This window comes from Enterococcus sp. 3G1_DIV0629 (assembly GCF_002141285.1).
GTDB lineage: Bacteria > Bacillota > Bacilli > Lactobacillales > Enterococcaceae > Enterococcus_B > Enterococcus_B lactis.
Genome location: NZ_NGLI01000002.1, coordinates 164,550 through 190,479, shown reverse-complemented (window position 1 = coordinate 190,479; position 25,930 = coordinate 164,550). Strand labels below are relative to the sequence as shown.

Here is a 25,930-nt window from a genome sequence, read left to right as displayed (position 1 = left end):
AAATACTAAAAAACTCCGGCTATCTCTGATAGCTGGAGTTTTTATGTTTAAAAATGAATCAGTACATCGGTCTTCCTAAAAGTAATTCAGTTCGTCTTTTGATTTCTCAGGAGGGATCAAAAAGGCGAAAGCACTAAGTATAGCAAAACTTGTGATGATTTGCGTACGATACGTAAACCAATAATGAATCTGTGAGTGATTAGCTAAAATGTTGTACCAAATATACGGCGTTACAGCAGCTAAGACAAACAAAACTAGAAGTTGGAACGGACGCCAGCTATTTCGTTTACGATAAGCAAAATAGAGAAAAACAAGACAAGTAATCAATAGCAATAATATTGCTACTTTTGGATACATCAATCTAATATTGCTTTTCAGCATCTCTAATCGATGCAACGGGTATTTGTCGTTTCCTTCCGTTCGAAAGAGGATTTGGTTGATTGCATCTTTTACAATGTTTTTGTTCAATATGATCGATGATAGGATCCATTTAGTCACCCATGTCAAACCATAGCCTAATCCCCAAAAGATACCGGTAAAAACAAAACTGCCTACTTGTTTGCTCAATGAACTGCGTTTATCCATTAAATACTTATTTGTTACATAGTAAATAATGATCACGGGTATCCCCCAAGAGATGACCGGTGTTGTCAACAAGTCAAAAAAGTTAGCTAAAGAACCAATGACAAAGAAATACAAGAATAATTGTTGATTGGTCTTGAACAATTGCGGTTTTGTTAAAAATAGTAATACAGACAATAATGTCAAAATCCAAATATTTGAAAACTGCATACTGAAGAAAAAGATTGCGGCATTTCCTATAACAAGCGAGATTAATAAGGCTATCGCTAAATAGATGTCGCTACGCTTGATTAAAAAGTAGCTCGTTAACCCAATCAACAGAAAAAGAACAGCTGCGTAGATCATCCGAATGCTACCTAAACTCATCACTAGCAATAAAGGTCGCAAAAAGAGCTGATAACCATGCCAATAACGAGGATAATCCGCCATAGACATCGCATTCTCCAATGGGTTCAATTCAGGGTCTGCTTTTGTTTTTCGTATCATCAAATGATCAGTAAAGTTATCTAACCGAGTACCTAGCATATTTCCTTGATTGATAGAAGGATACATCCCTTCTTTTTCAACCATCTGTAGAGATTTTTCTGCATTTGATTCAATAGAATGCTGCGGAATGACAAAAGTAATTGTCAGCAGTACGCAATAGCTAGCAATCAAGAAAACAAAAGCAAAAAATATCTTTTTAAATAGTTTCATGAGTATCTCCTATATCTGTTTTCATTTTTTCTCTTTTATCTAGTAAAAAAGGAGAGAGGATATAGACAGGCAAACCTAATGCTAAAACAAACACATACCGTAAACTAAAAGCCACAGGAGTAGCAATCATAATAGTAGCAAAAACAAGCATACCGGGAAGAAAAAGGAGTAGATACCGATGTTTCTTCTTAAAGATTGCTAAAAGTGCACTGCCGATAGCTAACCACAGTAATGTGCCGGAACCAAAGAAATCACGAGCATCGATGATTCTTTTCATTCCTGACAATCCAGTAAGATGTTCAATCAAATCTACTTGTTTTATCCCATAATTATTCGTATTTACACGAGTATCTAAAAAGCCGTAACTATTTTTTGTACCAGGTACCCAGAACCCGAACGTTTCTAAAATATAAGCATCTGTATAAATTTTTATATTACTTGGTAAATTTCTTGCCCATAGTGATAGAAATTCTTTTTTATGTGTATTCAAAAATTCATTGTTAAAATTTTTATGCCACTTGATTGAGTCTGCGAGACTAGGAGAATACGCTTCATAATCTTTTATCGGGAGTAGCTGATTCATGAATGCTTTATCTTTCTTAGACAAGTCACCATCCATAACAATAGTTCTAGAAATTTGCTGCAAAGGAATACCTAATTGTTCAGCAGTTTCTGTAGGAATAGCATAACGAGCCATCAACGGGTGGATGAGTAGTCCAGCAATCACTGTATAACCGAGTACCACTTGAAAGAATGCTTGATACCTTTTTTGTTTCAAAACAATCAAGCCGCAAATCAAACCTGTGGCGATTACTACATAAATCCCATTATTTCTTAGATAGGTAGTCAGTAAAGCAAGGATGATTACGTAAATCTGATTGAGAATCGTTGGCTTTTCTTGTTGAAAAATAAAGTCAAACACCGCTAAGGAAAATAAAAAGCAAGCGATAGAGAACAAAGTATCTTTTTGCATGTTCAAGGCGTAGATTGGAAAAACCGGTGCAAATGCAAAATAGCATAAACTAATGAGTACCGGAAAAAAATGGATGTTTCTTTTTAACAGCCAGCAAAGAGAATAGCTTATCGCTGAAGCTGTTATCAATGTTTGGAAAATAGAAAATAAAAATACACCGTGATTGATCGTATCAGTTGGTAAATCATGAACAAATAGCTTGACCAGCAAGGTGAATAAGACGGGATGATGATTGCTTATAGGAACATCACCCATAGATTGGGCGACCGAACTTAACGAATCAGGCAAAACCACTCCAGGATACAATGCCAACAGATAAGGAAGCCAACACAGAACTAAAAAGACAGTAAAGAATAAAAAATATTTTCTTGAAGAGAAAGCCTGTGCGTTTTTAGCAGTAAAAAATGTTTCCAGTTTCGGCATTGATAAATAAATCGATTGTAAAAATAAAAAAGAATACACAAAAACGGAGAAAAAAACAAGAAAGTAAAAAATACTTCCATCAGCAATCGTTGTCTTTGTATAGTTTGCTGAGACATACTGAAATTGTATCTGTCTGCCAATAGAAAGTGTAAGAGCAAAAGCTGCAGAAAAAAACAATCGGGCAATAGCTGCCACTTTGTTTTTTATTGAAAACAACTCTATTCCATATTGCTTAAAAGCAAGTAGCAAAACCATGGCTAAACCAATGATTACTGCTGGATTCAAAGTTCCTAAACCATAAGAAGTAAAAAAAGCAAAACCTGACGCAAATAAAGTTGCAAAAAAAGCAGGAAATAGATTCTCCTTTTTCTTATGCATAAAAAAGGCCTCCTACTTCATTTCTTTATTTTGATATTCGTGGTAGACATGGTATAAATTCAATTCATATTCTTTCTTGGCATTTGTGACGACCGTATCCAAAATCAACCCTGTTACTAATGAAAGAAGGGCTAAAGTCATCAATCCCGTACTTAAAATCGCAGAAGGGATGCGTGTAATAAAGCTTGTCAGCATATATTCACGAATCACAGGAATCCCTGTGACCAATCCAAATAAAAAGAAGAAGATAGTCCAGATCCCAAAGAAAAGCAAAGGTTTATAATCTTTGCACATTTTGATGATCATCATGATCACTTTGAATCCGTCAGAGAATGTATTCAATTTTGATTCGCTACCTTCAGGACGATCGCGATAATCGATTGGAATCTCAACGAACTTGAATTTTTTATCTAAAGCATGGATCGTCAATTCTGTTTCGATTTGAAAACCAGAACTCATAATAGGGAAGCTTTTGACAAAAATTCGATTGAATCCTCGATAGCCGGTCATGACATCGCGAATTTTTGTTTTATATAAGTAAGTAATTGTATTTTTAACCAGATTATTCCCAAAATCATGGAAAGGACGCTTATTTTCATCAAAATAGGTTCCATTTGATAGACGATCGCCAATGACCATATCTGCTTCGCCAGAACGTAATTTCTCAAGCAAACCATGTGCAGCTTCTGCAGGATAAGTATCATCACCATCTACCATCAAATAATAATCGGCATCAATATCAAAAAACATTTGACGGATTACATTTCCTTTTCCTTGACGTGGTTCTTTCTTTACGATTGCTCCACCTTGAACGGCCAATTCGTATGTTCGATCGGTCGAATTATTATCATAGACATAAATATCTGCTTCTGGTAGTTCCCTTTTAAAATCTTCAATAACAGTTGAAATTGTCGCCTCTTCGTTATAACAAGGAATGAGCACGGCAATTTTTTCACGTGATTCCATTTGTCACTCTCCTTATATAATAAAACTAATCTTATTTCAAGAATACCGTATAATAACTATAAATACTAGCTATTCCAAGAGGAAATAGCCCTATTTTTATAAAAACCACCCACTATAAAAGAAGGATAGGATACCTCTCTTTTAGATAGTGGGTGCGTATTCGTTATTTCATTTTTGACGTATTAATCTATTGCGCCCTTTTTTCTTGAAATGTCTAATACGGTTCCTGTATGAGCATCTGCTAAAAATTCATAATAAACAGTTTCGCCATCTTCTATCCGGGAAAGCCCACCCCGATAAGCACTCGACCGAACGGCGAATTTCCTAATAGGTTCTTTTTCAAAAGAGATCCAAGAACCTTCGATTGCGCCTTCTTTTAAAAAAGATGTTTTGATATTTTCAAGCACTTGGTCTGCTGATAACACTTTTTTGCGATGATACCAAATCGTTGAAGCTACCCCGCTCAATAATCCTAGACCGATCCCAACGGCTAACCCGCCTTTAAAATAGCTTAATTCGCTTTCTTCATACATGTGGATATACCTCCTTCTTCTCACTTGCTACTCCTTGTGCTTATTTTACCACACTCTCATATTTTCTTTGAAATAAATAACCGCTACCAGAAAAAATAAGCTATAATAAATACGATCGGTCTGCAGAAAAAATCATATTTTATCCGCAGATCAATATAAGTCTGAGAGGAGTTTAGTCTGAAATTTAGACGAATAGCATATGGAAGAAAAAACATTTCAACGAATCAAAGAGTTAACAGAATTACAAGGAACAAGCGGTTTTGAACAAGATATTCGCGCTTATATGGAAAGTCATATGGAACCGTTGGTAGATGAGTTACAGTTAGATGGTTTGGGCGGCATTTTTGGGCTGCGCCACCATGAAGAAGCGGATGCACCTCGTGTAATGGTCGCAGCACATATGGATGAAGTCGGATTCATGCTGACACAAATCCAAGAAAACGGGCTTTTTAAAGTCGTACCTCTAGGCGGCTGGAATCCTTACGTTGTTTCTGCTCAACGTTTTACACTTAAAACCTCTACTGGTAAGAATTATCCATGTATTTCTTCTTCCGTTCCCCCACATTTATTGCGAGGAACAAGCGGACAAAAATCAGTAGAAGTAACAGATATTTTGTTCGATGCTGGGTTTGAATCAAGAGAAGAGGCAATGAGTTACGGTGTCCTTCCAGGAGACACAATCGTTCCTTACGCTGAAACAATCAAAACAGCCAACGGAAAGAATATCATCAGCAAATCGTGGGACAACCGCTATGGCTGTACAATGGTATTAGAAGCTTTAGAAGCGTTACAAAATGAAACATTAGGTCATACATTGATTGCAGGCGCGAATGTCCAAGAAGAAGTAGGCTTGCGTGGTTCTAAAGCTTCTGTCAATAAATTCAAGCCAGATCTGTTCTTTGCAGTAGACTGCTCTGCAGCAGATGACACAGTGACGAAAAATGGCACATTCGGACATTTAGGAGAAGGTACATTGATGCGTATCCAAGATCCAGGTTTGATCATGCTTCCTCGTTTGCGTGAATACTTGCTGGATATCGCTGAAACAAACAATATCCCTTATCAATACTTTGTTTCAAAAGGCGGTACAGATGCAGGTGCTGCTCATACACAAAATGAAGGAATCCCAAGTACAGTGATTGGCGTAGTGGGACGTTATATCCATACGCATCAAACGATGTTCAGTATTCGCGATTTTGAAGCTGCACGAGAAATGTTGATTCAAACACTGAAAGGTTTGGATAAATCAACAGTGAATACGATCGTATACGGAAAATAACGCGATAGTGAAACTATAAAATCTGGCAAAAGAAACCTTTTGTCAGATTTTTTTTATAAAAAGAGGATCAATGTTTGTTAGTTCGTAAGAAAGGTGTATAATTTAATTGAAAAATACATAAAGAGAAAGTAGAGGACAAAGAATGATTATCCCAAATAGTTTAGAAGAATTAGCAGGCTACGTAGAAACTGGAAAGAGTGTATTTTTCTTTACTGCCGGCTGGTGCGGAGACTGCCGTTTTATCAAACCGCAAATGCCTGAAATCGAAAATGACTTTTCTGATTGGCAATTTATTGAAGTAGACCGTGACAAGTACATAGATGTAGCCGCTGAATGGAACATTTTTGGTATCCCAAGTTTTGTCGTGATCCAAGACGGAAAAGAATTAGGTCGTCTAGTGAATAAAGATCGTAAAACAAAACAGGAAATCGAATCGTTCCTAGAAAGTGTAATAAAAGGCTGACATCTGTTAGGAGGGGTCAAGATGAATCAAGAATATAAGAACATTTTAGTAGGTATCGACGGTAGTGAACAAGCACTTGCTGCTTTCAAAAAAGCGGTAGAAGTGGCTCGCCGTAATAATGGGAAAGTATATGTAGCAAACGTAATCGATCAGCAATTTTATAACTTTATGGGCTATGCTCCTATTGATCAAAATCTAGTCGATCAGCAAACTGAAACAGCCAAGCAAATGATCGAAGAATGTAAAGAATATGGGAAATCTGTTGATTACACAAATATAGAAGGAATTATTGCCTACGGCTCTGTTCGTGAATCCATGGCAGTCAAATTGCCAAAAAAATATGCAATCGATCTAATCATGGTTGGGCAGTCTGGACTAAATGCAGTCGAACGCTTTATGACAGGAAGTGTAGCCAGCTACGTCATACGTCATTCACCTTGTGATGTCTTGATCGTTTCTGACGAAGAAGAACAGCCAAGTAATTAAGCAAGTGGAACTTGTATAACCTTTTTAAAAACAGTAAAGGGACTGTGACAAAAGTCTTGTCACAGTCCCTTGTTACGAATAAATGGTGTTCAATCAGCTGACCTTCGGTATTAGCTCAAAAAACGGCAAAATAGGAGGAGCTATTTTGCCGTTTGTTTCTCTAATACTCAGGTCAAACCGCTGATTTTACAACCTCTTCCTTAAACGGTGTTCAAAAGCCAGTTTCTCGGTATTAAGCCAAATTTATGCAAAAATGTGGAAAGCCATTTTCACAAAATTTTTCTTAATACTCGAAACTAAGCGACTTTTTCACAACCTCTTCCTTAAACGGTGTTCAAAAGCTTGCATCTGCGGTAATAAGCCCAACCAAACGAAAAATATGAGGAGCTATTTTTATTTGGCTGTTCTTATTACTTGATGCAGGGCAGCTTTTTCACAACCTCTGATACACGGTGTGCCAGAAGTAGCTTCTTCGAAAAATAAGCCGAAATTTCACAAAAATTCGAGAAGCAATTTTCGTAAATTCCTTCTTATTTCTTGAAGCTGCCCACTTCTGTTACAGTCTCTTCTATTTTGTGAAAACTAGGAAATAAAGCATGAAAAAAATCTCATGCAGTGAATGCAATTTTTTGTTAAGATAAATCTCAGCAAAGGATAATGGAGGAAAGAACATGATTTTTGCTTATAACAAAGCACACGTCGGAGACACTTTGATGGTTATCATAGCCGACGATAAAGGAACAGAAAACACTGTTGAACGTAAATGGAATGTTGCTCGGATCAAAGATGAACAAGGTCAAGTTGTTGCTTGGAACTTTTTCCATATCTCCGATCATCTAACAATCGAAGGGAACGGCCAAGTAAGCTTAACAGATGAAGAATTAGCGAAATTGAATCGATTGATCAAAGAAGCAGGATTCGAAGAACAGCTTGAAGCTGACCATGAACCGAAGATCGTTGTCGGGTATGTCAAAACATGCGTTCCACATCCTGACTCTGACCATTTATCGATTACTGAGACAGAAGTAGACAATGGTACAGTATTGCAAATCGTTTGCGGTGCACCAAATATCGAAGCTGGACAAAAAGTTGTCGTTGCAAAACCAGGAGCCATGATGCCGGATGGAATGATGATCTGGCCAGGAACTTTGCGAGGGGTAGACAGCTATGGAATGATCTGTTCCGCTCGTGAATTGCATTTGCCAAATGCTCCAGAGAAAAAAGGAATTTTAGTATTGCCTGAGGATGCCGCAGTCGGAGAAGCATTTCCAAAATAAAGAGGTTGTGAGTCTGCCTTTTCACTCTGAGTCACAAGGAGCAATTTCAAAAAACAGCTTCTCATGTTTGTTGAATATTGTGACTTGTGACCGAGGAGTTGGTAGAAGAACACCATTTAAAAAAGAGGTTGTGACAAAGACTTGTCACAACCTCTTTTTTATTAATTTTCACTATTTTGATTTTGTTTTAATGCCGATTGATCGATCGTCAATTCAACAGTAGTTGTTTTTTCTTTCGAGCCTTCATAGTAAGTGATTTTGACAGAATCTCCCACTTTTTTCTTATACAAAGCAGATTGAAGTTCTACACCAGAAGAAACTTCTTTGTCATCGATCTTAGTAATGACGTCGTATTGTTTCAATCCAGCTTTTTCAGCCGGTGTAGCTGTTTGGACATTTGTCACGATGACCCCGTTAGTTACAGATGAAGGAATCTTCAAGATTTGTTCTTGTTGCTGAGTAGAAACGGCAGATAAGTCGACCATTGTGATACCTAGAGCTGGACGTGTCACTTTTCCGTCTTTTTCCAGTTGATTGATGATATTCACTACATCGTTACTTGGGATGGCAAATCCCATTCCTTCTACATTTACGTTAGAAGTAGATTCAGAAGTACTTGCGATCTTACTTGAGTTGATACCGATAACTTGTCCTTCGATATTCACTAAAGGACCACCAGAATTTCCCGGGTTGATCGCTGCATCTGTTTGGATCGCATTGATATTGACTGTTTCGTTCGATTCATTCGTACTTGTTACTTGTCGGTTCAAGGAAGAAATGATTCCTGAAGTGACAGAATTCGCATATTCAGATCCTAATGGGGAACCAATCGCAATCGCAGGTTCACCAACCTTCAGAGCGCTTGAGTCACCAAAAGAGGCAACCGTTTCGACTTTATCTGAATTGATCTTCAACACCGCTAAATCTGAATAAGCATCTGTTCCAACTAATTCAGCTTTTACCTTCGTACCGTCTTTCATCAAGACTTCTAGACCTTGCTGTCCATCTACTACGTGGTTGTTTGTGACTACATAAGCAGTATTCCCGTCTTTTTTGTAGATCACGCCGCTTCCTTCGCTATAAGCTTCCAAATTACTATCATCTGAGCTGCTACTTTCTTCTTGCTGCCCGAATAGTCCGCCAAAACCGCTTGATTGGTTTTGACTTTGTAAGTTGATAACAGAAACGACAGCGTCTTGAACTTTATCTACCGCTTTGGTGATATCAGAATCTACATTGACTTTGACATTTTCCACAACTGTTTCACCGGCAGAATTCTGATTGCCGCTTGTAGCAGTAGAACTATTGTTGCCAGTGCCCATCGCTGCATAAAAAATGCCAGCTGTCAGTAGTCCTCCAACGATCCCTCCAACAAGCCCCAGACCTAACTTACGCCAGAGGCTATTATTTTTATTTTTTTTCATCTTTGGTGTCACATTTTTTCTATCCATGTGTTCCTCCTCCAATTACATTCATTTATCTACTGTTAGTATAGTCTTATTTGTTGACTTTAGTCTACTTTGAGACTGTGAACTTTTTATGAAAAACTTTAGGAAAAATCATTGTTTTCAGATGAAAATATTTGATTTTCTTTTTCCACAGATACTGTGTAAAACTACGCGGATAGAATTGGAAAAATAAGGGATAAAACATATCCACAGCCTGTGTATAAAGTGGATAAATTCTTATAAAACGTATGTTTGCCTAATAAATGTGATGAAATAAGGTAAAATAACACTGTTTTCTGTGGATAAACCTGTGGATGTTGTGCATAACTGTTGGGGAAATCTTTTTAACAAAAATAGCCAAAATAAACATATAGACGAAAAAATTGATTATAATAAACAAAGTGAGCGTGAAGATCAAAGGAGAGAAAATATGAATATCAAAATTATTTCAGTAGGAAAATTAAAAGAAAAATACTTGATCCAGGGTATCAATGAGTATGTCAAACGGCTGAATGCCTATGCAAAAATCGAATTGATTGAAGTTCCTGACGAAAAAGCCCCGGAGAATTTAAGCGAAGCGCAAATGAGACAAGTAAAAGAAAAAGAAGGAGAACGGATCTTAGCGAAAATCAAAGAACAAGAATACGTCTATGCCTTAGCAATTGAAGGGAAAAATCCCACAAGCGAATCTTTTGCTAAACAAATCGACCAATTAGGTATCCAAGGAAAAAGCCACCTTGTTTTTGTTATCGGCGGTTCTTTAGGACTCAGCGAAGCCGTCATGAAAAGAAGCAATGCTCAGATCTCTTTTGGCAAAATGACGTATCCACATCAATTGATGCGTCTGATCCTCGTCGAGCAAATCTACCGTGCTTTCCGGATCAATGCGGGGGCGCCGTATCATAAATAAAAATACCATTGAAAAAAATTATAATAAATAAGTTTCAATTGTGATATGAGAAGGATACGGTTCTTCTTAACTAATATTGAAAATAGTCAGCAAAAAGGGGGACAAACTTTTAATTGTCTCCCTTTAATTGTTAGGGTGGAATATTATCACTCTTAAACAATAAGTTTAAAAAATACTCGTTTACATAAAACAAAGGGTTATTTAGATGTGATAATATCATAGATAAAGAAACATTCATCATAAGAAATAGTGATCCCAAATTCTGTTTCAATATTTTTGAAGGCCTTTTTTACATGAAAAATTGGTTCATGAGAAGGCCTTGTGTCATCTTCTGATATAATTTTAAGTTCATGACCGTTTATCAATGTACGCTCAATTAGACACGCTGTATGAATCAAAAGTTTTAAAAGAATGGAATGAGTGAATTTTTTGTGGAAAGTACATTCCAATTCTTGGATAAAATCCATTAAGCTTTTTTGAATCTTATTCCCAGCTAATAAGTAGAGATATTTGTCCACTGCTTCAATCCCCATATCAAAAACGATATTTCTTGTGAATGAGTGGCTGCTACCCTTTTTTGATTGTTGTTCTTCAGTTGTAAGATGACAAAGTACCTTATCTAACCCATCATGAAGAACAATTTCTTCTAGAGAAACAAAAGGAGCATAGCTGATTTTTGGATTTACAGTCCCGACGATTGCTATGATTTCTATATCTTTAGAACGTAGCATGGTTTCTCGTATTGAAGTTCCGTTATGACCGCTAATTGATTGTACATCAACATCAAATATTTTTAATTCTTTCAATAATGATTTAATGTTTTCTTCTAAAAATCGGGCGGTTCCTTCTCCAGTTTGACAAACTGTGTAGATGATTTTGCTTTTTCTCTTATTGAATTTGGAAACTATTTTATTATTAAGTAAAGTATTTCTACGATTATCAATGTCTAAAATATTATTGATAGTAGATTGTAGTCCCATAGATAAAAATTCTGTATTTTTAGCAGCTTCTAATATTATCAATGTATCAATTCGTTCAATGATAAAAATGCTTTTTTGGGTTTCTTTTCTTAGATTAGATTCAAAATTTACTAAAGATCCCATATCAGCAAAAATAATGATCTCTGTTGATTCAAAGTCAGCTATCGTTTTTTTTATGGCATCATAAGTTTGCTTTGGTGTACTGTGTAAAGGCATGTCAACAGGGACAATAATTTCTTTGGAAAGAAGACTATTCACAGTATGTGCAATTTCAGATGCGACGCGCTCGCCGTGGGCACATACAAGAATACTGACATTTTTACTATTTGTTTTATTTTCTACTATGGAAGAAACGATAAGACTCAATGAATGGATTTCATTTTGAGAAAAAATGATCTTCTTTTTTTGTTCTAACTGCTTGACGATTTTACGTGTAACTAGCATAACATTAGCAGATAGCTTCTCTGTTGTTTTGATCTGGCTGAAAAATATATCGTTTTGTTGAGTATGGCTGTGAATATATAAAGCAAAAGCAGTACTGACATTTTTATCTAGGATAATGCCCAAGGTGTTATATAAAATATCTGATATCAATAAAACAATGCTTTTTATATCATCGTTCAATAAAAAGGTGAAATGATCATTTCGCAATCGCTCTTTAGCGATTTCTTGTGAATAATCATTAAATGCTTGTGTAATTGAACGGGTGTTATTTGAATAATTCTTAGTAAAAAAATTTACAAAATCATAGTTGGCGATTGTTTTTCTGTCTTCATCCAACGTGGTATCAAAAACAAATGGCTTTACGCCAACAATCGTTTCAATCTCTTTTTTGTCAGCTAGATTTATTTTTATTAAGGATGATAAAACTGTAGGTGGAAAGAAGTCTTGCGTAATCAGAACTTCTTTTGAATTGTTTTTTTTCTTTTCTAATAGAGCACGAGCTACAGATAATTGAATGTCACTTTTCAATTGACCGATGTTTCCTAGTGGAGTATAAGCTAGTAATGCTTGAATCGCATCTGGCTGTACGGTTATTTGAGAACCAATTTGTTCTGTTTCTTTGTTATATAAGAATGATATGAGATCCAATCTTTCGGAAATGCTTCTTTCTTGAAAGTTTGGAAGTTGGATCATGACAGGGATTCTACGCTTAAATGTTTCTAATAATGCTGAATTCGGAGGCTCTGTAGTTGCCGTGATCAGCAATGTTGAAGCGTAGCGCTTATTGACAGAATCACCTAGTTTATAGAACTGATTTTTATCGATAAATTGAAAAAGCATCTCCTGTCCTTCTGGAGGTAAGCGATGGACTTCATCAAGAAACAAAATTCCTCCATTAGCAGCTTCTATCAATCCTACTCTATCGGCATCTGCTCCAGTGTATGCTCCTTTGACATTTCCAAATAAGTGACTTAGCAGCAATTGCGGATTGCTTGCATAGTCGGCGCAATTAAGAACAGAAAAATTTGCTTTTTCGTTGAAAATATTTTCTTGTTTTCCATAATCAAATATTTTTTCAGCTAACAAGCTTTTGCCAGTCCCTGATTCTCCAAAAATCATCATATGTAACCCTCTTGGAGGATAATTGATTGCTGCCTCTGCTAATTGAATGACTGGTTGTAAACTTTTATTTGCACCGATCAACGAATCAAAAGGATGAATTTTTTTAGAGGAGTAGTTATCTTTCATGAGTTCTTGTATGGAATTTATTTCTGTCTCTCCTATATAACGAAGGTTTAGTCTTTGACAGAGTATTTTTTTACATAGAAATCTGGTTGGTTTTCCTGATAGTTTTAATAATTTGTCCTGCTTCATGAGTTTGTTTAGATCCGAAGAAGCATTATTTCTTAAAATATCTAATTCCAAAGACACTTCTTTTGCGGTTATACCAATATCTGTATCATTTAATAAAATTTTTTTTGAAAGGCTTTCTGTGTAAGCGGTGCAGTAATGGTGTACCTTGTCTATTCGTTTCATAAAATACCTCCTCCCATTAATATAAAGCGCTTTAATATAAAAATCAATACACTTAAATACTTATGGAAAAAGCTGAGAGTGGCGTTTGAAGATAGTGTTCGATTATTTATACCAATTTTATTAAATCTTAGTTAGAAAAAATGTTTTTTGTGTATTTATCTGTATCATTACGTACGTGAAAGTCCAATATTTTTATTATGCGTATTACATGTGCATTTTTTCTTTTTAGAATTGTCTAGATTTCAATAAATTAAAAAATGGCACGAGTTTTGCTTTGTTTTTTATTGAAGGGAGGCATTTGATGAGTAAGAAGATGGGAGTTATTTTAGCAAGTCATGGTTTTTTTGCTAAAGAAGCACTAAATAGTTTAGAAATGATACAAGGTGATTTTAGTAATGCAAGTGTGGTTTCGTTATTTCCAGGAATGAGCTTAGCTGATTTTGTAATTAAAATTGAAGAGAAAATAGAAGAGCTTGATACGACTAATGGACTGCTTATTTTATGTGACATTTTTGGAGGAACACCTAGTAATGCAGCCGCGATGATTTTAATGAAATACCAAAGAAAGGATTACTATGCTTTTGCAGGGTTCAATCTAGGGATTCTGCTTGAATTGTCTAATTTTAGAGAAAAGGCACCTGACTATGTGATGGAGAAAATGAATGAATTAATGTCTTATAGTTGGAAACAGATAGAAACACCAAAACCAATAATCGAAAAAGTGGAGGGATTGTAGATGGCAATTGAATTGATTCGTATTGATGATCGTCTAATACATGGCCAAGTCGTCACAACTTGGGTAAAACAAAAAGGAATTGAACAAATCTTGATTATTAATGATTCGATAACAAATGACCCTGTTCAAAAATCAGTTTTCGATATGATGGCACCTCAAGATGTCATTGTAAGAACATTCGGAGTAGAACAGTTTGCAGAAATCTATCAAAAAACTGCAATTAAAAGAAAAACCTTATTATTATTAACGAATCCTGTAGACGTAGAGACGTTGTTAAATGGAGGGGTCCATTTTAATTATTTAAATCTTGGCGGCATGAAATTTACCTCTACTCGTACAAGGTACACGCGGGCTATTTCTTTAAATGAGAGAGAAAAACAAGCACTTGTCAATATTAGCAACAAAGGTGTTAAAGTATCCGTTCAAATGATTCCATCAGATAAAGAAATCCATATATCAGAATTGATAGAAGGAGAGGGATAATAAATGTTAATACAATGCATATTGTTAGCAGTGTGGGCTGGGATTTGTACTGTTGATGAAAGAACCCTGTGGACTGGAACGCCAAAAGCAATTTTAGCTGGATCAGTTGCAGGAGTGATAATGGGGGACATCACTACAGGTTTGGTAATTAGTGGTACGCTTCAAATGATGTGGTTGGCAAATGCAGCAATCGGCGCATATATCCCACCTAATGAAGCAACAGGAGCGATAATTGGCGTGGCAATTGCCATTATGACAGGCGGTGGTTTAGCAACTGGTTTGGCAGTAGCTGTACCAACAGCATTGTTGTGTCAACAAATCATCATGTTAACGAATACGGTCAATATTGTTTTTCTTCATAAAGCAGAGAAAGCAGTGGAAAGTGGGGATTTTGACAAAGTTGCACGATATAACTATTTAGGAATCCCATTAAGTTTTATTGCTGGTTCAGTTCCTGTCTTTTTAGCGGCATATTTTGGCGGACCAGCAGTACAATCAGTTTTGGATTTTGTGCCGGAACAAATTTTTGACGGACTAACTGTATCTGCAGGCATTATACCAGCTGTTGGTATGGGTATGTTGTTGATGATGATGTTAGGTAAAAATATGTGGATTTTTTTGCTTCTTGGCTTTGTATTTGCAGCATATTTGAATTTAGGAACAATCGCTATCTCGATCATAGGAGTTTGCTTAGCTGGTTTATATGATCTAATGATAAATCGGGAGGACTCAACACAAAATGTTAGTGTAACGTCTAATGAAATTGTCACAAATAAAAATGATGATTCAGAAGCTATTGAGGAGGTATACGATTTATGATTATAGAAAATGAGCAATCAAAGATGACAAAACAAGATTTAACAAAAGCATTCTTTCGTTCTCAATTATTAATGGCTACAAGTAACTTTGAACGAATGCAAGCATTAGGTGCATATTATTCAATAGTACCGACTTTGAAAAAAATATATGGGGATAAACCAAAGGAGGAACGGGTGGCTGCAATTAAGCGACATTTAGAGTTTTTCAATACTAACCCCTATGTATACGGTCCGATTTTAGGAATAACAATGGCTATGGAGGAACAAACACCAGAGGATCAAAAAGAGTCTGTTATTGCTGTGAAAACTGGATTGATGGGGCCTTTTGCTGGTTTAGGTGACAGCTTGTTAGCAATGACAGTAGTTCCTATATACATGAGTATTGCTTCAGGGCTAGCAATTGAAGGGAATCCAATTGGTCCTATCCTTTTCTTCATACTGTTCAGTTTGACTATTTGGCCTTTAAAATATAAAGGAATTTTTATGGGGTATGAAAAAGGATCTGCGTTGTTAACAGGAGAAAACGGCAATAAAATGTTAAAACGGTTGGCTACTATGGGAAATGTGGTCGGAATGATGGTAGTTGGTTCTCTTATCGTAAGTACTGTGAAAATTAATATTCCTATCGAATATACGGTTGGAGAATCTACCATAAAGATCCAAGAAATGTTAGATGGTATCATGCCTAATTTCTTCCCATTGCTTATCACGTTGCTTGTCTATTATTTACTTAAAAAAAGAAATGCAAAAAATGCTGTAGCAATCATCGTTTCGATTATGGTAATTGGAATCTTTTTATCAATAATAGGAATTCTAGCGTAATTATCTGCATAGAAAATTCTTAAGTCATTGAATAATGTGGAGGCGTTATGGAAAATTGTACCGATTTAATAACAATAAATGGAAAGTATACTAATTATGCTGTGGATGTAGAAGAATCGATTATAATAAATTGGTCTCGAATAAACATAATTCAAAAAAAAGCCCAGTTATATATTATGAACGAAGATCAAGATATCGTTCTCAAACAAGAGATAGGAAATAAAAAATTTAGCAACGTGAAGTTTCCAACTATTTCTGATCAAAGAAAAAAGTACTTGCTTCATATCATTATAGAGGGGGAAGAAAGTATACAAGAATTTCATACAACGTTTTATTCCGCAAACTCTAATTTGAAGAACGCACATTGGATTACAAGACAAGATAATCCTATTGAGAAAGAAAATATGTATTACAGAGATCGACCATCTATTATTCTAAAAAAATCATTTATAGTTGAGAGACTAGAGAAAGATTTATTTTTAGATATTTGTGGATTAGGATACTATACAACTTATATCAATGGGAAAAGAATAGATGATTACTATTTGAATTCAGATGTAACGAACTATGGTAAACAAGTGTATTATGATACTTATAAGCTTAATCCTTTTGTGGAAGAAGGTTCAAATGAAATTATAGTAGAATTGGCAAATGGTTGGTACAATCCTGCCCCGTTGAAATTATTAGGGAAATACAACATGAGACATCGCCTTTCCATTGGTAAGCCAATGCTCATTTGTTCAATCAGCGAATTGGCGAATGGCAAACAAAGAAATATCGTTGAGAGTAATCATGATTGGTTAGCTGAAGGAGGGAAAATTCTATTCGACAATATTTATATTGGCGAAAGAGTTTCGTTTGTTGAAAATGAGGAAAGTAATCCTGATTCAACTACTCGAGTAAATATGAGGGTAACGGAAATCGTTGGTCCAGCTGGAAAACTTGTGCCAAGTACTATACCAAAAACGAAAAGATTGAAAAAAAGAAAACCAAATGTAATAAAGAAAACAAAATATGGTTATTTGATTGATTTTGGAAAAATTATTTCAGGGCAGATTTCTTTAATTATTTCTTCAAAAAAACAAAATATAAAAATTAATTATGCTGAGAGCCTCAATGATTCACAAACCGAATTGGACTATTCTACCACAACTACAAGCATATATGGAATCAATGATCCGGAACAGGGGATTAATGAATCAGATACAATCATACAGGAAGATCAGTTTCTATGTGGGGACGGTAAAACGACATTTGAAAACATGTATGTTTATCACTCATTTCGATATATGAAAGTTGAGGGAGAATGCGCTATTTTTGATATCAATGATTTACATGCATTTGATACTTATGCTGATCTTACAATAACAAGTGAATTCAATACTTCTAATCAGTTGTTGAATGATCTTCAACGTATTGCGATTCAAACCAAAAGGAATAATATCCGTTCATATTATGAAGATTGTGCTCGTGAAAGACTAGGATATGGTGGAGATATTGTCGCATTAATAGAATCTCAAATTTATTCATTTGATTCGGAACAATTATTGAAAAAAGTGTTGCTTGATTTTATTTTCGATCAAACCCTTGAAGGAGGAATAACACAAACTGCTCCATTTATGGGTATCCAGACGTTTGGACCTAGTAATAACGCTGGTTCGTTAGGATGGCAATTAGTGCTTCCGGTCATTGTCTTAAAATATATGAAATATTATGGAATGTCCATTATTGAGGACAAAAGAATTTCAGTATCTTTGAATAGACATCTGAATTATCTTTTGAAATTTGATTATGAGTACATTAAGTATTGTTGTTTGGGTGATTGGGGTTCTGTAGATACTGTTCTTATTAATAACAAAGAAACACCGCCAGATAAAGAATTTTGTTCAGCAGCAATGTATTTAATAGTATTGCAAAGCTATCAAAAATTAGCTGTGTTTACCAAAGGAATGAGCTTTGAAACAGAAAAGTTAGAAGAAAAAATCAGGTATGTAAAAGAAAAACTAATAAAGGAATATTACAATTCTAAAGGTTATTTTCAAGGTGGCAGCCAATCAAGCTATATTTTTTCTCTCAAAGCTGGATTAGATAAAGAATTCCCAGAATTATTACAAAAATTCAAAAACCAAATTAGGGAAGATGATGGTGTCTTTAAGATGGGGATTTTTGGCATGGCGTGGTCATATGAAATTCTAGATGATCAAGATTTAATTTATCAATGGCTCACAAGGAAAAGTTATCCAAGTTTTTATTCTATGGTATCTAATAATAGTGGAGCGTTGGGCGAGTATTTTAAAAAAATGGATGGATCTTCTTTAAATCATGCTATGTTCACATCATACAGTCAGTGGTTTATCTCTGCTTTATTGGGAATCAAATTTGATCAAGAGACACAAGAGTCTACTGATTTATTAATTGATCCTTATATTCCTGATGATATAGAATTTGCAGAAGGGACTTTAAGAACGATTCATGGAGAAATTGGAATAGGATGGAAAAAAACGCAAGAAAAAACGATGATAAAAGCCCAGATTCCTTCAACTATTAATTATAGATTCTCAAAAGAATTTAAAGTAAACTCGAAAACAATCATCGATAGCAGTTGGTTAATTGAAGCCATCAAAAGATAATTAAGTAATAGTGTACAATCATTATTTTTGTTACAAAATTTGTATGGTTGAAGCAACTAAATATATTTCACTCTTATAAAAAAATTCGAAAAACAGCATAGTTTTTCAAGAATTTTTTCATCTATTATTACCGGAAAAAGGGGCTGCGACAAGATTTTTGTCACAGCCTTTTTTATTCAAGGCATGATTTTCTCTATGTGATCATTCAGTTTCTGTAAGAGTTCTAATAATTCTTTTTTAGAGTACTTGTAATTGCTTTCTACCCACCGATTGAGAACGGATAGACAACCTTGGACGTGGTACGTAGTGAAGAATCTCATTTCTTCTGTGATAATCGTTTTCTTGTCTTCATATAGCCATATGCTCAGATAGTTTTCTTCAATAACTTGTTTAACTTTCTTCTGAAACGAAATATCACCATGGTTGAGGATAAACAAGCGATATAAAAAAGTATTTGCGTAAACATAGTCGATCAAGCGAGTGTATAGTTCCTCATAGCTATGGGCTGGATCATAAGAGAGAATTTCAGTTAGATCCCGAAAAAAGTTGCTTTCTAATTGATCATATAGATCATAGATATCCTTATAATGTGTATAAAAAGTCGAACGATGTACGTCTGCCGTTTCTGTTAGCTCGCGTATAGTGATTGCTTGAATCTTTTTATTTACTAATAATGTGGATAGTGCTTCAGCCAAAGCTTTTTCTGTTTTTTTGACGCGTCTATCTGTCTTTTTCATTTACCTATCTCCTTATCCGACATATCAAAGCAAAGCTGTCGCTTAATCGACAATCTTATAGATGATTGATTATAGATAGTAGACACTGTGTCTATTATAATGTAAGTATAACACAATCATTGAAGTTAAGGAGGCGAAATGATGAAACTAACTTTTAAACCCTTAGAAAAGAAAGATTACAAAAAAGCGATCTATTTTGCTGTTGAAGGAATGAACTTTGAGAGATATATGGGAAATGAACTTCTGCTGAATCTTTACGGAAGATATTTTTTGTATATGGAGTTGAATCGAGCTACTCAAATTCTTGCTTTGTATGCAGAGGACGAGTTGGCAGGTGTTTTGCTGGCGGAGATGAAAGGAGAAAAAAAGAAACATCGTTCTTTTGGACAGCAAATATATGTTAAGATATTCGATTTTTTACAAAATATATTTGCTAAAGAAAGTAAAGGAGCTTACGAGACAGCAAATGAACAAATGCTTGCAGCATATTTAAAAAAGCATTCGCCAGATGGAGAGATCATTTTTTTAGCTGCAAATCCTGATTTGAAAATAAAAGGCATCGGCACCAAGTTGCTAACAGAATTTGAAAAAAGAGAGAAAGGAAAAGAAATATTCCTTTTTACAGATAGTGGCTGTACGTATCAATTCTATGAACGACGTGGATTTGAAAGACTAAAGGAAAAAATTAGCAAGATAAAAATCTTAGATAAAGAAATAGATCTCCGATGTATGCTGTACAGGAAAATCATTCAATGAAAATTTCGATAGAATCGACAATAGTTGGCAAGAACACTTTTAGTGAGTCTTCTTGCTAACTATTTTTTTGTAGTGTATTCTGCCAAAAGAAAACCGCCTTTTTGACTAAACTTGATAGTGGTCAATTTTTTATGATGGATAAGTATCTATACTTAGTCTCGTAAGAACGAAAAGGAAAAGAGGGAGAAAAATGAAATTTCAAAAGTGGATCCAAGAGCATCGAAATCATATTACCGCCTTATCAGCTGTGTTGATTATTTTTGGTTTTATCGGAAAATTTACTGGATTTGTCTTGTTCTATAACATTGCTCTAGCCATAGCTTCTATTATTGCGGTCATACCTATTATGATCCATGCGTATCAGGCAGTAAAAGTCAAAGTTATCTCAATTGATTTACTCGTTACTATTGCTGTGCTTGGTGCCTTTATGATCGGAGAATACAAGGAGTCAGCTATCGTTACATTCTTGTTTTTGTTTGGTAGTTATCTGGAACAAAAAACATTGACCAAAACGCGGGAATCAATCAAGGCTTTGACCGAGATGGCCCCATCGACTGCCAGCGTTGTCCAAGAAGATGGAACAACCGAAGAAGTGGAAATCGATGACGTGGAAGAAGGCGATATCGTCTTAGTAAAAACTGGTGGAGCTATTCCTGTGGACGGACGAGTCATTGACGGGAAAGGGTATGCGGATGAAGCCGCAGTGACGGGTGAATCACGACAAGTCGTCAAAATCAGTGGAGATGACGTATTTTCTGGAACGATTTTAGCAGATGGCTATGTGACGATCGAAGCAACTAAGGTTGGAGATGATACGACCTTTGCCAAAATTATCGAATTAGTAGAAGAAGCACAAGATACCAAATCCCATGCAGAAAAATTCATTGATCGATTTTCTCAGTATTATACTCCAACCGTTTTACTTATTGCGTTGCTTGTTGGTCTGATCAGTCGTGATTTTCGTTTAGCAATCACTGTTTTGGTTCTTGGTTGTCCTGGCGCTTTAGTCATTGGTGCGCCTGTTTCGAATGTAGCAGGAATCGGTAATGGAGCAAAACGGGGCATCTTAGTCAAAGGCGGTGAAGCAATGGATACTTTTTCCAAAACCGATACTTTTGTCTTTGATAAAACCGGTACATTGACCAAAGGAACTACTGCTGTATCCACTATCAAGAACTATACAGAGAATGAAGAGGGCAGCTTAGCTTTAGTGGCTCGATTAGAAACGTTATCCGATCATCCTCTGGGGCGCGCCGTGATCCATTATGCTCAGGAGAAAGACATTGATTTTCAACAATTAGCAGTCAAAGATAATCAGACGATCAAGGGACAAGGAATCACAGCTGAGATTGATGGTCATGCAGTTTGTGCGGGCAACACCAAATTGATTGCCGCTCACAAACTTTCTCTCACACCAAAGCAAGTACAAGATTTACATCAATTACAACAAACAGGCAGCTCAGTCATTATTGTAGCAATCGACAAAAAAATCACTCAAATCATTGGTGTGTCAGATGTGATTCGACCAGAAGTCGCTGAACAATTAGCTAAGTTGAAACAAGCAGGAGCAAAACAGTTAGTGATGCTGACAGGTGATAATCAGATGACTGCTGATTATGTAGCTGATATGTTAGGCATTGATGAAGTCCATGCTGAATTATTACCAGACGAAAAGGTTCAATTTGTGAAAAAATACCAAGAACAAGGATTGCACGTTGCTTTCATTGGAGATGGAATCAATGATTCTCCCTCTTTGGCTGCGGCTGATATCGGGATTGCTATGGGATCAGGAACGGATGTCGCTATCGAAACGAGTGACGTTGTCTTGATGCAATCTAGTTTTGGATCGTTGGTTCATGCCTACCGTTTGGCTAAGAAAACTGTTTTGAATACCCGTGAAAATGTAGTGATTGCCATTGGTGTCGTCTTATTTTTACTCATCGGCTTATTTGCCGGGTTTATTTACATGGCTAGTGGGATGTTCGTTCACGAAGCTAGTATCTTGATCGTTATCTTTAACGCGATGCGTTTATTGTATTTTGGTCACGAAAGCAAAGAAGAAAAATCGTAAAACTTGATAAGAATCAATTTTTTTATGGAAGCTGTAATCTAGAATAAGACTATCAAGAAAAAGGAAGGAAGAACTACGATGAAAAAAATTATTATGCAATTAGATACACTAGCTTGTCCAAGCTGTATGCAAAAAATCGAACATGCGGTTTCTCAACAGCCTGGGGTAAGCAATACGAAAGTTTTGTTTAATGCAAGCAAAATCAAAGCAAACTTTGATCCAGATGAAGTCCACCCTGAACAATTAGCTGCAGTTGTGGAAAAATTAGGTTATGAAGTCCAATCAACAAAAGTAAAAGAGGCGTAAATCAATGAATATAGTGGAAGAAAAATTTGCTCAAGAAACAAAACAAGCAGATATCGACCATCATAAACCAACTGCTGGCGCCATGGTGGGGCATGTATTAGCAAATTTTAAATTAGAAGAAATGAAATTGATCCAAGCACAATTGTATGTTTTGGGTACATCTTCGCAAGAATTAAGTACCCTTTTTTCGGAATATGCTGATCAAGAAGCGAGATGGTTCAATAAAATCTCTCATGAGTTAGTGATTGATAATGAAATCGTTCCGTCTACTTTAGAAGAAGTCATGCGTTATGGAAAAATTTACGAACATGGTCAAAACAAATATTTACCAGCTTCAACAATGTTGGAAAACTTTGCAAAAGATTTTGATTTCCAAAATGTCTTTATCACACGGGCAATCAAGTTAGCTGAAAAAGAAGAAAAATATGGCTTGCAACAATTGCTTGTTGAACTTTTAAGTTTCAATAAAGAAATCATCTACCAAGTACAAAGACTCCAAGGAAAAACTGTCCGACAAGATTTGGATGAGGAAGACGATGATGACTAAAAGTCTATGTTTCTTCAAATACAAATATAAAGTGTGAGAAAAACAGGAAAAAAACACGAAGTTTTGTCTTAAAAATAAAATAAAAAGAAGCACCCGCTGATGTTGTCTATAAGACATCAGCGGGTGCTTCTTAGTGTTTAAATGGTTTAAAAGATGGATGAGAAAATACAACAAATCAATAAAATCACATTGCTTATTTGATAGAATAAAGAAGTGGGGGAGTAATCGAAAGGAGTTTTTTAATTGAAAAAAAGGATTTTATTAACAATGGGTCTAGCTTTTTTGTTAGCTGGTTGTACCAACGGGAATGATCCAAGAAAAGAATCAACAAAAGAAACAGCGAAAACAACAATTGCAACTACTACAACGACTAGCACAGAGAGCAAGTCAACTGCAACAAGTACAGAAACAGTAGATACCTCTACTTCGTCAGAGTCTTCCAAAACGACTGAAACAACTCAAACATCTACTTCAAGTTCTTCTGTAGAGGCTTCATCTTCCTCTTCAGAAAGCAGCGAACAAGTCGAACAAACACTGTGGAATGCAGACAAAGCCGCACAATTAGAGGCATTTATGACCTCATGGGGCCAAACAATGGGACAACAATACAAAAGTTATACGAATCAAATGAGTGTGGACTTATATGGTCTTAAAGTTCCTCAAGCTATTTTGAATGGGGAGTGGAAGATGGCTATTGGTGGAGTGCCTGTTTCTGCAGAATGGTCAGAAAGTGGGACAGGTCAAGCAGATTATCAAATCACAGCCGTCTATTCCGATGCAGAGACAGAACCATATCTGAAAAAGCACGTCTATCTATTCGGGTTTCAGCAAAATCAGCCAAAAGTATTGGTGACACAACAAAATCAGGGGAATCCCGATAATTATCTTTACTTCAACGAGACAGCGAATAATGAATTGAAAAATGGCTTTAATCAAATCGTTTATGGGTAAGTAAACCAGTGAGAGTGAGAGAAAAAAGAGTCTCAGTGGAAAATATTAATTGATTGCTATGTCTAAGAATTAAGATGAAGGATGAAATTTCTAGTTTCATCCTTCATCTTAATTACGTTTTACTTGGATAACTTTAATAATATAACGATAAATAGTTTTCTCTCGACTTCTTTAGGGATTGAATAAACCCTCCAATACTAAAATTGAATGTTGCAAGAGCATGAATTGCCAATTGTATTATTAGAATTTTTAGAAAATTGCACCTTTAGTTTCTTTAGATAAAATGATACAATGATTGTTAAAATTGTGAAAGGGTGGTCATTTGTTAGAGAAGTTTTTGGATATGTCGTTAGTTCAACGTATTGTTGTTGGTATTTTAGTCGGAATATTGTTTGGTATCTTTTTCCCCACGTGGACATTTATTTCAATATTGGGGACGTTGTTTGTCAGTTGCTTGAAAGCAATTGCGCCTCTTCTAGTTTTTTTCTTGACGATGGCTTCAATTGCCAAACATAAAATAGGAAATAAGACATTTGTGAAGCCTATTTTAGTCTTGTATTTAGTAGGAACATTGCTTTCTGCACTTGTAGCAGTGATTATAAGTTCAATTTTTACTGTTCCTATTACTTTACAAGAAACAGTATCTGAACAAGCACCGCAAAATTTGGAAAGTGTTTTATCTACGATGTTGACAAATGTCACACAAAATCCTGTTCAATCGCTCATTGATGCGAATTATCTTGGTGTCTTATTCTGGGCTGTGTTGTTAGGTCTAGCTTTTCGAGCCCGTTCAGAATCGACAAAAGAATTGGTGGATCAAATATCTGTAGCATTATCACAAGTCGTACAAGTGATTATTGCATTCGCTCCGATAGGGATTTTAGGATTGGTTTATCAATCGATTGCCACGACTGGAATCGCTGGATTGGCAGAGTATCTGCAGCTTTTACTTGTGTTGATCGGCACGATGCTGTTTGTCGCATTAGTTGTGTACCCGTTCCTCACGTTTTTGTTTATTAAAGAAAACCCCTATCCATTGATTCTCTTTTGTTTGAAAGAAAGTGCGCTTCCCGCTTTCTTTACCCGAAGTTCTGCCGCAAATATCCCGATAAACATGATGCTGGCTGAAAAATTGAAATTGACGAAAGAGTCTTATTCCATATCGATCCCATTAGGTGCTACGATCAATATGGGCGGTGCTGCGATTACTATTTCCGTGATGTCATTGACGGCTGTACATTCCTTAGGGATTGAAGCACCATTTGTTTTGAAAGTCCTTTTATGTATTTTGTCTGCTTTAGCTGCTTGTGGGGCTTCAGGTGTTGCGGGCGGTTCACTGTTATTGATTCCATTAGCATGTAGTTTGTTTGGTATCTCTAATGATGTTGCGATGCAAATCGTCGGTATCGGATTTATTATCGGTGTTATCCAAGATTCAATGGAAACTGCCTTAAATTCGTCAAGTGATCTGTTGTTTACTGCAATAGGAGAATTAGGCGCGCGTAAAAGAAGTGGAGAAAAAATCAAATTGAAAGACCGATTAGACGGATTAAATGAACGTTGAATATTAGATATTTAGGGATGAACCTTAGGACGATTAAAATTTTTAATGAGTTATATAGAGGTTCCTGTAAAATAGAGGTTCCTGTTAAATCGAGATAAAGTCGTTTATAATAACAATTAAAAGCATAGGTAATGG

At 35.7% G+C, this 25,930-nt stretch carries 23 protein-coding genes; 16 read left to right on the top strand and 7 right to left on the bottom strand.

The window, feature by feature from the left end; genetic code table 11:
- Positions 1 to 75 precede the first annotated feature (75 nt).
- The 4 genes from A5816_RS09685 to A5816_RS09670 form a co-directional block, all read right to left on the bottom strand.
- Positions 76 to 1,278 (bottom strand): hypothetical protein, encoded by a 1,203-nt coding sequence (locus A5816_RS09685; protein WP_002374316.1) that lies wholly within the window; start codon positions 1,276 to 1,278, stop codon positions 76 to 78.
- A complete protein-coding gene (locus A5816_RS09680; RefSeq protein WP_010731807.1) occupies positions 1,265 to 3,052 on the bottom strand; it encodes a DUF6020 family protein in 1,788 nt (595 codons plus the stop codon). Before A5816_RS09680 ends, A5816_RS09685 begins: the two co-directional genes overlap by 14 nt.
- Before the next feature lie 12 nt (positions 3,053 to 3,064).
- Complete coding sequence (locus A5816_RS09675) at positions 3,065 to 4,018, bottom strand: glycosyltransferase family 2 protein (RefSeq protein ID WP_002374319.1); 954 nt, start codon at positions 4,016 to 4,018, stop codon at positions 3,065 to 3,067.
- 182 nt (positions 4,019 to 4,200) lie between these two features.
- Complete coding sequence (locus tag A5816_RS09670) at positions 4,201 to 4,551, bottom strand: PepSY domain-containing protein (protein ID WP_002292629.1); 351 nt, start codon at positions 4,549 to 4,551, stop codon at positions 4,201 to 4,203.
- Between the two features lie 199 nt (positions 4,552 to 4,750).
- Between A5816_RS09670 and pepA the strand changes: the two genes are divergently transcribed.
- The 4 genes from pepA to ytpR all read left to right on the top strand — a co-directional run bounded on the left by pepA (position 4,751) and on the right by ytpR (position 8,056).
- Entirely contained in the window at positions 4,751 to 5,830 is a 1,080-nt protein-coding gene (gene pepA / locus A5816_RS09665) for a glutamyl aminopeptidase (RefSeq protein WP_002374321.1), read from the top strand.
- 142 nt (positions 5,831 to 5,972) lie between these two features.
- A complete protein-coding gene (locus tag A5816_RS09660) occupies positions 5,973 to 6,293 on the top strand; it encodes a thioredoxin family protein (protein ID WP_002292632.1) in 321 nt (106 codons plus the stop codon).
- A 21-nt stretch (positions 6,294 to 6,314) separates the two neighbouring features.
- Positions 6,315 to 6,779, top strand: a complete 465-nt coding sequence (locus tag A5816_RS09655; RefSeq protein ID WP_002292633.1) for a universal stress protein — start codon at positions 6,315 to 6,317, stop codon at positions 6,777 to 6,779.
- Positions 6,780 to 7,450: 671 nt separating this feature from the next.
- Entirely contained in the window at positions 7,451 to 8,056 is a 606-nt protein-coding gene (gene ytpR, locus A5816_RS09645; RefSeq protein WP_002374324.1) for a YtpR family tRNA-binding protein, read from the top strand.
- Between the two features lie 161 nt (positions 8,057 to 8,217).
- On the opposite strand, the gene A5816_RS09635 is transcribed toward ytpR, so the two are convergent.
- Positions 8,218 to 9,507, bottom strand: coding sequence for a S1C family serine protease (locus A5816_RS09635; RefSeq protein ID WP_010731809.1), 1,290 nt, complete (start codon positions 9,505 to 9,507; stop codon positions 8,218 to 8,220).
- Between the two features lie 427 nt (positions 9,508 to 9,934).
- On the opposite strand from A5816_RS09635, the gene rlmH reads away from it, so the two are divergent.
- Positions 9,935 to 10,414: a 23S rRNA (pseudouridine(1915)-N(3))-methyltransferase RlmH gene (gene rlmH, locus A5816_RS09630; protein WP_002287841.1), complete on the top strand. Its 480-nt coding sequence runs from the start codon at positions 9,935 to 9,937 to the stop codon at positions 10,412 to 10,414.
- A gap of 197 nt (positions 10,415 to 10,611) precedes the next feature.
- On the opposite strand, the gene A5816_RS09625 is transcribed toward rlmH, so the two are convergent.
- Positions 10,612 to 13,374: a sigma 54-interacting transcriptional regulator gene (locus A5816_RS09625; protein WP_086311239.1), complete on the bottom strand. Its 2,763-nt coding sequence runs from the start codon at positions 13,372 to 13,374 to the stop codon at positions 10,612 to 10,614.
- Positions 13,375 to 13,675: 301 nt separating this feature from the next.
- Between A5816_RS09625 and A5816_RS09620 the strand changes: the two genes are divergently transcribed.
- The 5 genes from A5816_RS09620 to A5816_RS09600 are packed head-to-tail and all read left to right on the top strand — an operon-like array spanning position 13,676 to position 18,863.
- On the top strand, positions 13,676 to 14,110 hold the full coding sequence (locus A5816_RS09620; RefSeq protein ID WP_086311238.1) for a PTS sugar transporter subunit IIA: 435 nt from the start codon (positions 13,676 to 13,678) through the stop codon (positions 14,108 to 14,110).
- Positions 14,111 to 14,593 (top strand): PTS sugar transporter subunit IIB, encoded by a 483-nt coding sequence (locus tag A5816_RS09615; protein ID WP_086311237.1) that lies wholly within the window; start codon positions 14,111 to 14,113, stop codon positions 14,591 to 14,593.
- 3 nt (positions 14,594 to 14,596) lie between these two features.
- Positions 14,597 to 15,412, top strand: a complete 816-nt coding sequence (locus tag A5816_RS09610; RefSeq protein WP_002307834.1) for a PTS sugar transporter subunit IIC — start codon at positions 14,597 to 14,599, stop codon at positions 15,410 to 15,412.
- Positions 15,409 to 16,233: a PTS system mannose/fructose/sorbose family transporter subunit IID gene (locus tag A5816_RS09605; RefSeq protein ID WP_002307836.1), complete on the top strand. Its 825-nt coding sequence runs from the start codon at positions 15,409 to 15,411 to the stop codon at positions 16,231 to 16,233. The genes A5816_RS09610 and A5816_RS09605 overlap by 4 nt, the downstream gene beginning before the upstream one ends.
- A 47-nt stretch (positions 16,234 to 16,280) precedes the next feature.
- Positions 16,281 to 18,863: a family 78 glycoside hydrolase catalytic domain gene (locus A5816_RS09600; RefSeq protein WP_086311236.1), complete on the top strand. Its 2,583-nt coding sequence runs from the start codon at positions 16,281 to 16,283 to the stop codon at positions 18,861 to 18,863.
- 176 nt (positions 18,864 to 19,039) lie between these two features.
- On the opposite strand, the gene A5816_RS09595 is transcribed toward A5816_RS09600, so the two are convergent.
- Entirely contained in the window at positions 19,040 to 19,600 is a 561-nt protein-coding gene (locus A5816_RS09595) for a TetR/AcrR family transcriptional regulator (RefSeq protein ID WP_002326412.1), read from the bottom strand.
- 141 nt (positions 19,601 to 19,741) lie between these two features.
- On the opposite strand from A5816_RS09595, the gene A5816_RS09590 reads away from it, so the two are divergent.
- From A5816_RS09590 to sstT, 6 genes are all read left to right on the top strand, one after another.
- The gene (locus A5816_RS09590) at positions 19,742 to 20,356 is read left to right on the top strand and encodes a GNAT family N-acetyltransferase (RefSeq protein ID WP_086311235.1); all 615 of its coding nucleotides are present in this window, start codon (positions 19,742 to 19,744) and stop codon (positions 20,354 to 20,356) included.
- A gap of 190 nt (positions 20,357 to 20,546) precedes the next feature.
- Positions 20,547 to 22,427 (top strand): heavy metal translocating P-type ATPase, encoded by a 1,881-nt coding sequence (locus A5816_RS09585; RefSeq protein WP_086311234.1) that lies wholly within the window; start codon positions 20,547 to 20,549, stop codon positions 22,425 to 22,427.
- Between the two features lie 78 nt (positions 22,428 to 22,505).
- Positions 22,506 to 22,733 (top strand): heavy-metal-associated domain-containing protein, encoded by a 228-nt coding sequence (locus A5816_RS09580; RefSeq protein WP_002328330.1) that lies wholly within the window; start codon positions 22,506 to 22,508, stop codon positions 22,731 to 22,733.
- Positions 22,734 to 22,737: 4 nt separating this feature from the next.
- Complete coding sequence (locus A5816_RS09575; RefSeq protein ID WP_002375152.1) at positions 22,738 to 23,280, top strand: ferritin-like domain-containing protein; 543 nt, start codon at positions 22,738 to 22,740, stop codon at positions 23,278 to 23,280.
- A gap of 243 nt (positions 23,281 to 23,523) precedes the next feature.
- The gene (locus tag A5816_RS09570; RefSeq protein WP_086311233.1) at positions 23,524 to 24,231 is read left to right on the top strand and encodes a DUF4767 domain-containing protein; all 708 of its coding nucleotides are present in this window, start codon (positions 23,524 to 23,526) and stop codon (positions 24,229 to 24,231) included.
- A 343-nt stretch (positions 24,232 to 24,574) separates the two neighbouring features.
- Positions 24,575 to 25,795 (top strand): serine/threonine transporter SstT, encoded by a 1,221-nt coding sequence (gene sstT, locus A5816_RS09565; RefSeq protein ID WP_002316020.1) that lies wholly within the window; start codon positions 24,575 to 24,577, stop codon positions 25,793 to 25,795.
- The last annotated feature ends 135 nt before the right edge of the window (positions 25,796 to 25,930 follow it).

Excerpts from the sequence above, each read along its gene's own strand:
- A5816_RS09685 (WP_002374316.1), bottom strand. The coding sequence starts at position 1,278 with ATGAAACTATTTAAAAAGATATTTTTTGCTTTTGTTTTCTTGATTGCT.
- A5816_RS09680 (WP_010731807.1), bottom strand. The coding sequence starts at position 3,052 with ATGCATAAGAAAAAGGAGAATCTATTTCCTGCTTTTTTTGCAACTTTA.
- A5816_RS09675 (WP_002374319.1), bottom strand. The coding sequence starts at position 4,018 with ATGGAATCACGTGAAAAAATTGCCGTGCTCATTCCTTGTTATAACGAA.
- A5816_RS09670 (WP_002292629.1), bottom strand. The coding sequence starts at position 4,551 with ATGTATGAAGAAAGCGAATTAAGCTATTTTAAAGGCGGGTTAGCCGTT.
- pepA (WP_002374321.1), top strand. The coding sequence starts at position 4,751 with ATGGAAGAAAAAACATTTCAACGAATCAAAGAGTTAACAGAATTACAA.
- A5816_RS09660 (WP_002292632.1), top strand. The coding sequence starts at position 5,973 with ATGATTATCCCAAATAGTTTAGAAGAATTAGCAGGCTACGTAGAAACT.
- A5816_RS09655 (WP_002292633.1), top strand. The coding sequence starts at position 6,315 with ATGAATCAAGAATATAAGAACATTTTAGTAGGTATCGACGGTAGTGAA.
- ytpR (WP_002374324.1), top strand. The coding sequence starts at position 7,451 with ATGATTTTTGCTTATAACAAAGCACACGTCGGAGACACTTTGATGGTT.
- A5816_RS09635 (WP_010731809.1), bottom strand. The coding sequence starts at position 9,507 with ATGGATAGAAAAAATGTGACACCAAAGATGAAAAAAAATAAAAATAAT.
- rlmH (WP_002287841.1), top strand. The coding sequence starts at position 9,935 with ATGAATATCAAAATTATTTCAGTAGGAAAATTAAAAGAAAAATACTTG.
- A5816_RS09625 (WP_086311239.1), bottom strand. The coding sequence starts at position 13,374 with ATGAAACGAATAGACAAGGTACACCATTACTGCACCGCTTACACAGAA.
- A5816_RS09620 (WP_086311238.1), top strand. The coding sequence starts at position 13,676 with ATGAGTAAGAAGATGGGAGTTATTTTAGCAAGTCATGGTTTTTTTGCT.
- A5816_RS09615 (WP_086311237.1), top strand. The coding sequence starts at position 14,111 with ATGGCAATTGAATTGATTCGTATTGATGATCGTCTAATACATGGCCAA.
- A5816_RS09610 (WP_002307834.1), top strand. The coding sequence starts at position 14,597 with ATGTTAATACAATGCATATTGTTAGCAGTGTGGGCTGGGATTTGTACT.
- A5816_RS09605 (WP_002307836.1), top strand. The coding sequence starts at position 15,409 with ATGATTATAGAAAATGAGCAATCAAAGATGACAAAACAAGATTTAACA.
- A5816_RS09600 (WP_086311236.1), top strand. The coding sequence starts at position 16,281 with ATGGAAAATTGTACCGATTTAATAACAATAAATGGAAAGTATACTAAT.
- A5816_RS09595 (WP_002326412.1), bottom strand. The coding sequence starts at position 19,600 with ATGAAAAAGACAGATAGACGCGTCAAAAAAACAGAAAAAGCTTTGGCT.
- A5816_RS09590 (WP_086311235.1), top strand. The coding sequence starts at position 19,742 with ATGAAACTAACTTTTAAACCCTTAGAAAAGAAAGATTACAAAAAAGCG.
- A5816_RS09585 (WP_086311234.1), top strand. The coding sequence starts at position 20,547 with ATGAAATTTCAAAAGTGGATCCAAGAGCATCGAAATCATATTACCGCC.
- A5816_RS09580 (WP_002328330.1), top strand. The coding sequence starts at position 22,506 with ATGAAAAAAATTATTATGCAATTAGATACACTAGCTTGTCCAAGCTGT.
- A5816_RS09575 (WP_002375152.1), top strand. The coding sequence starts at position 22,738 with ATGAATATAGTGGAAGAAAAATTTGCTCAAGAAACAAAACAAGCAGAT.
- sstT (WP_002316020.1), top strand. The coding sequence starts at position 24,575 with ATGTCGTTAGTTCAACGTATTGTTGTTGGTATTTTAGTCGGAATATTG.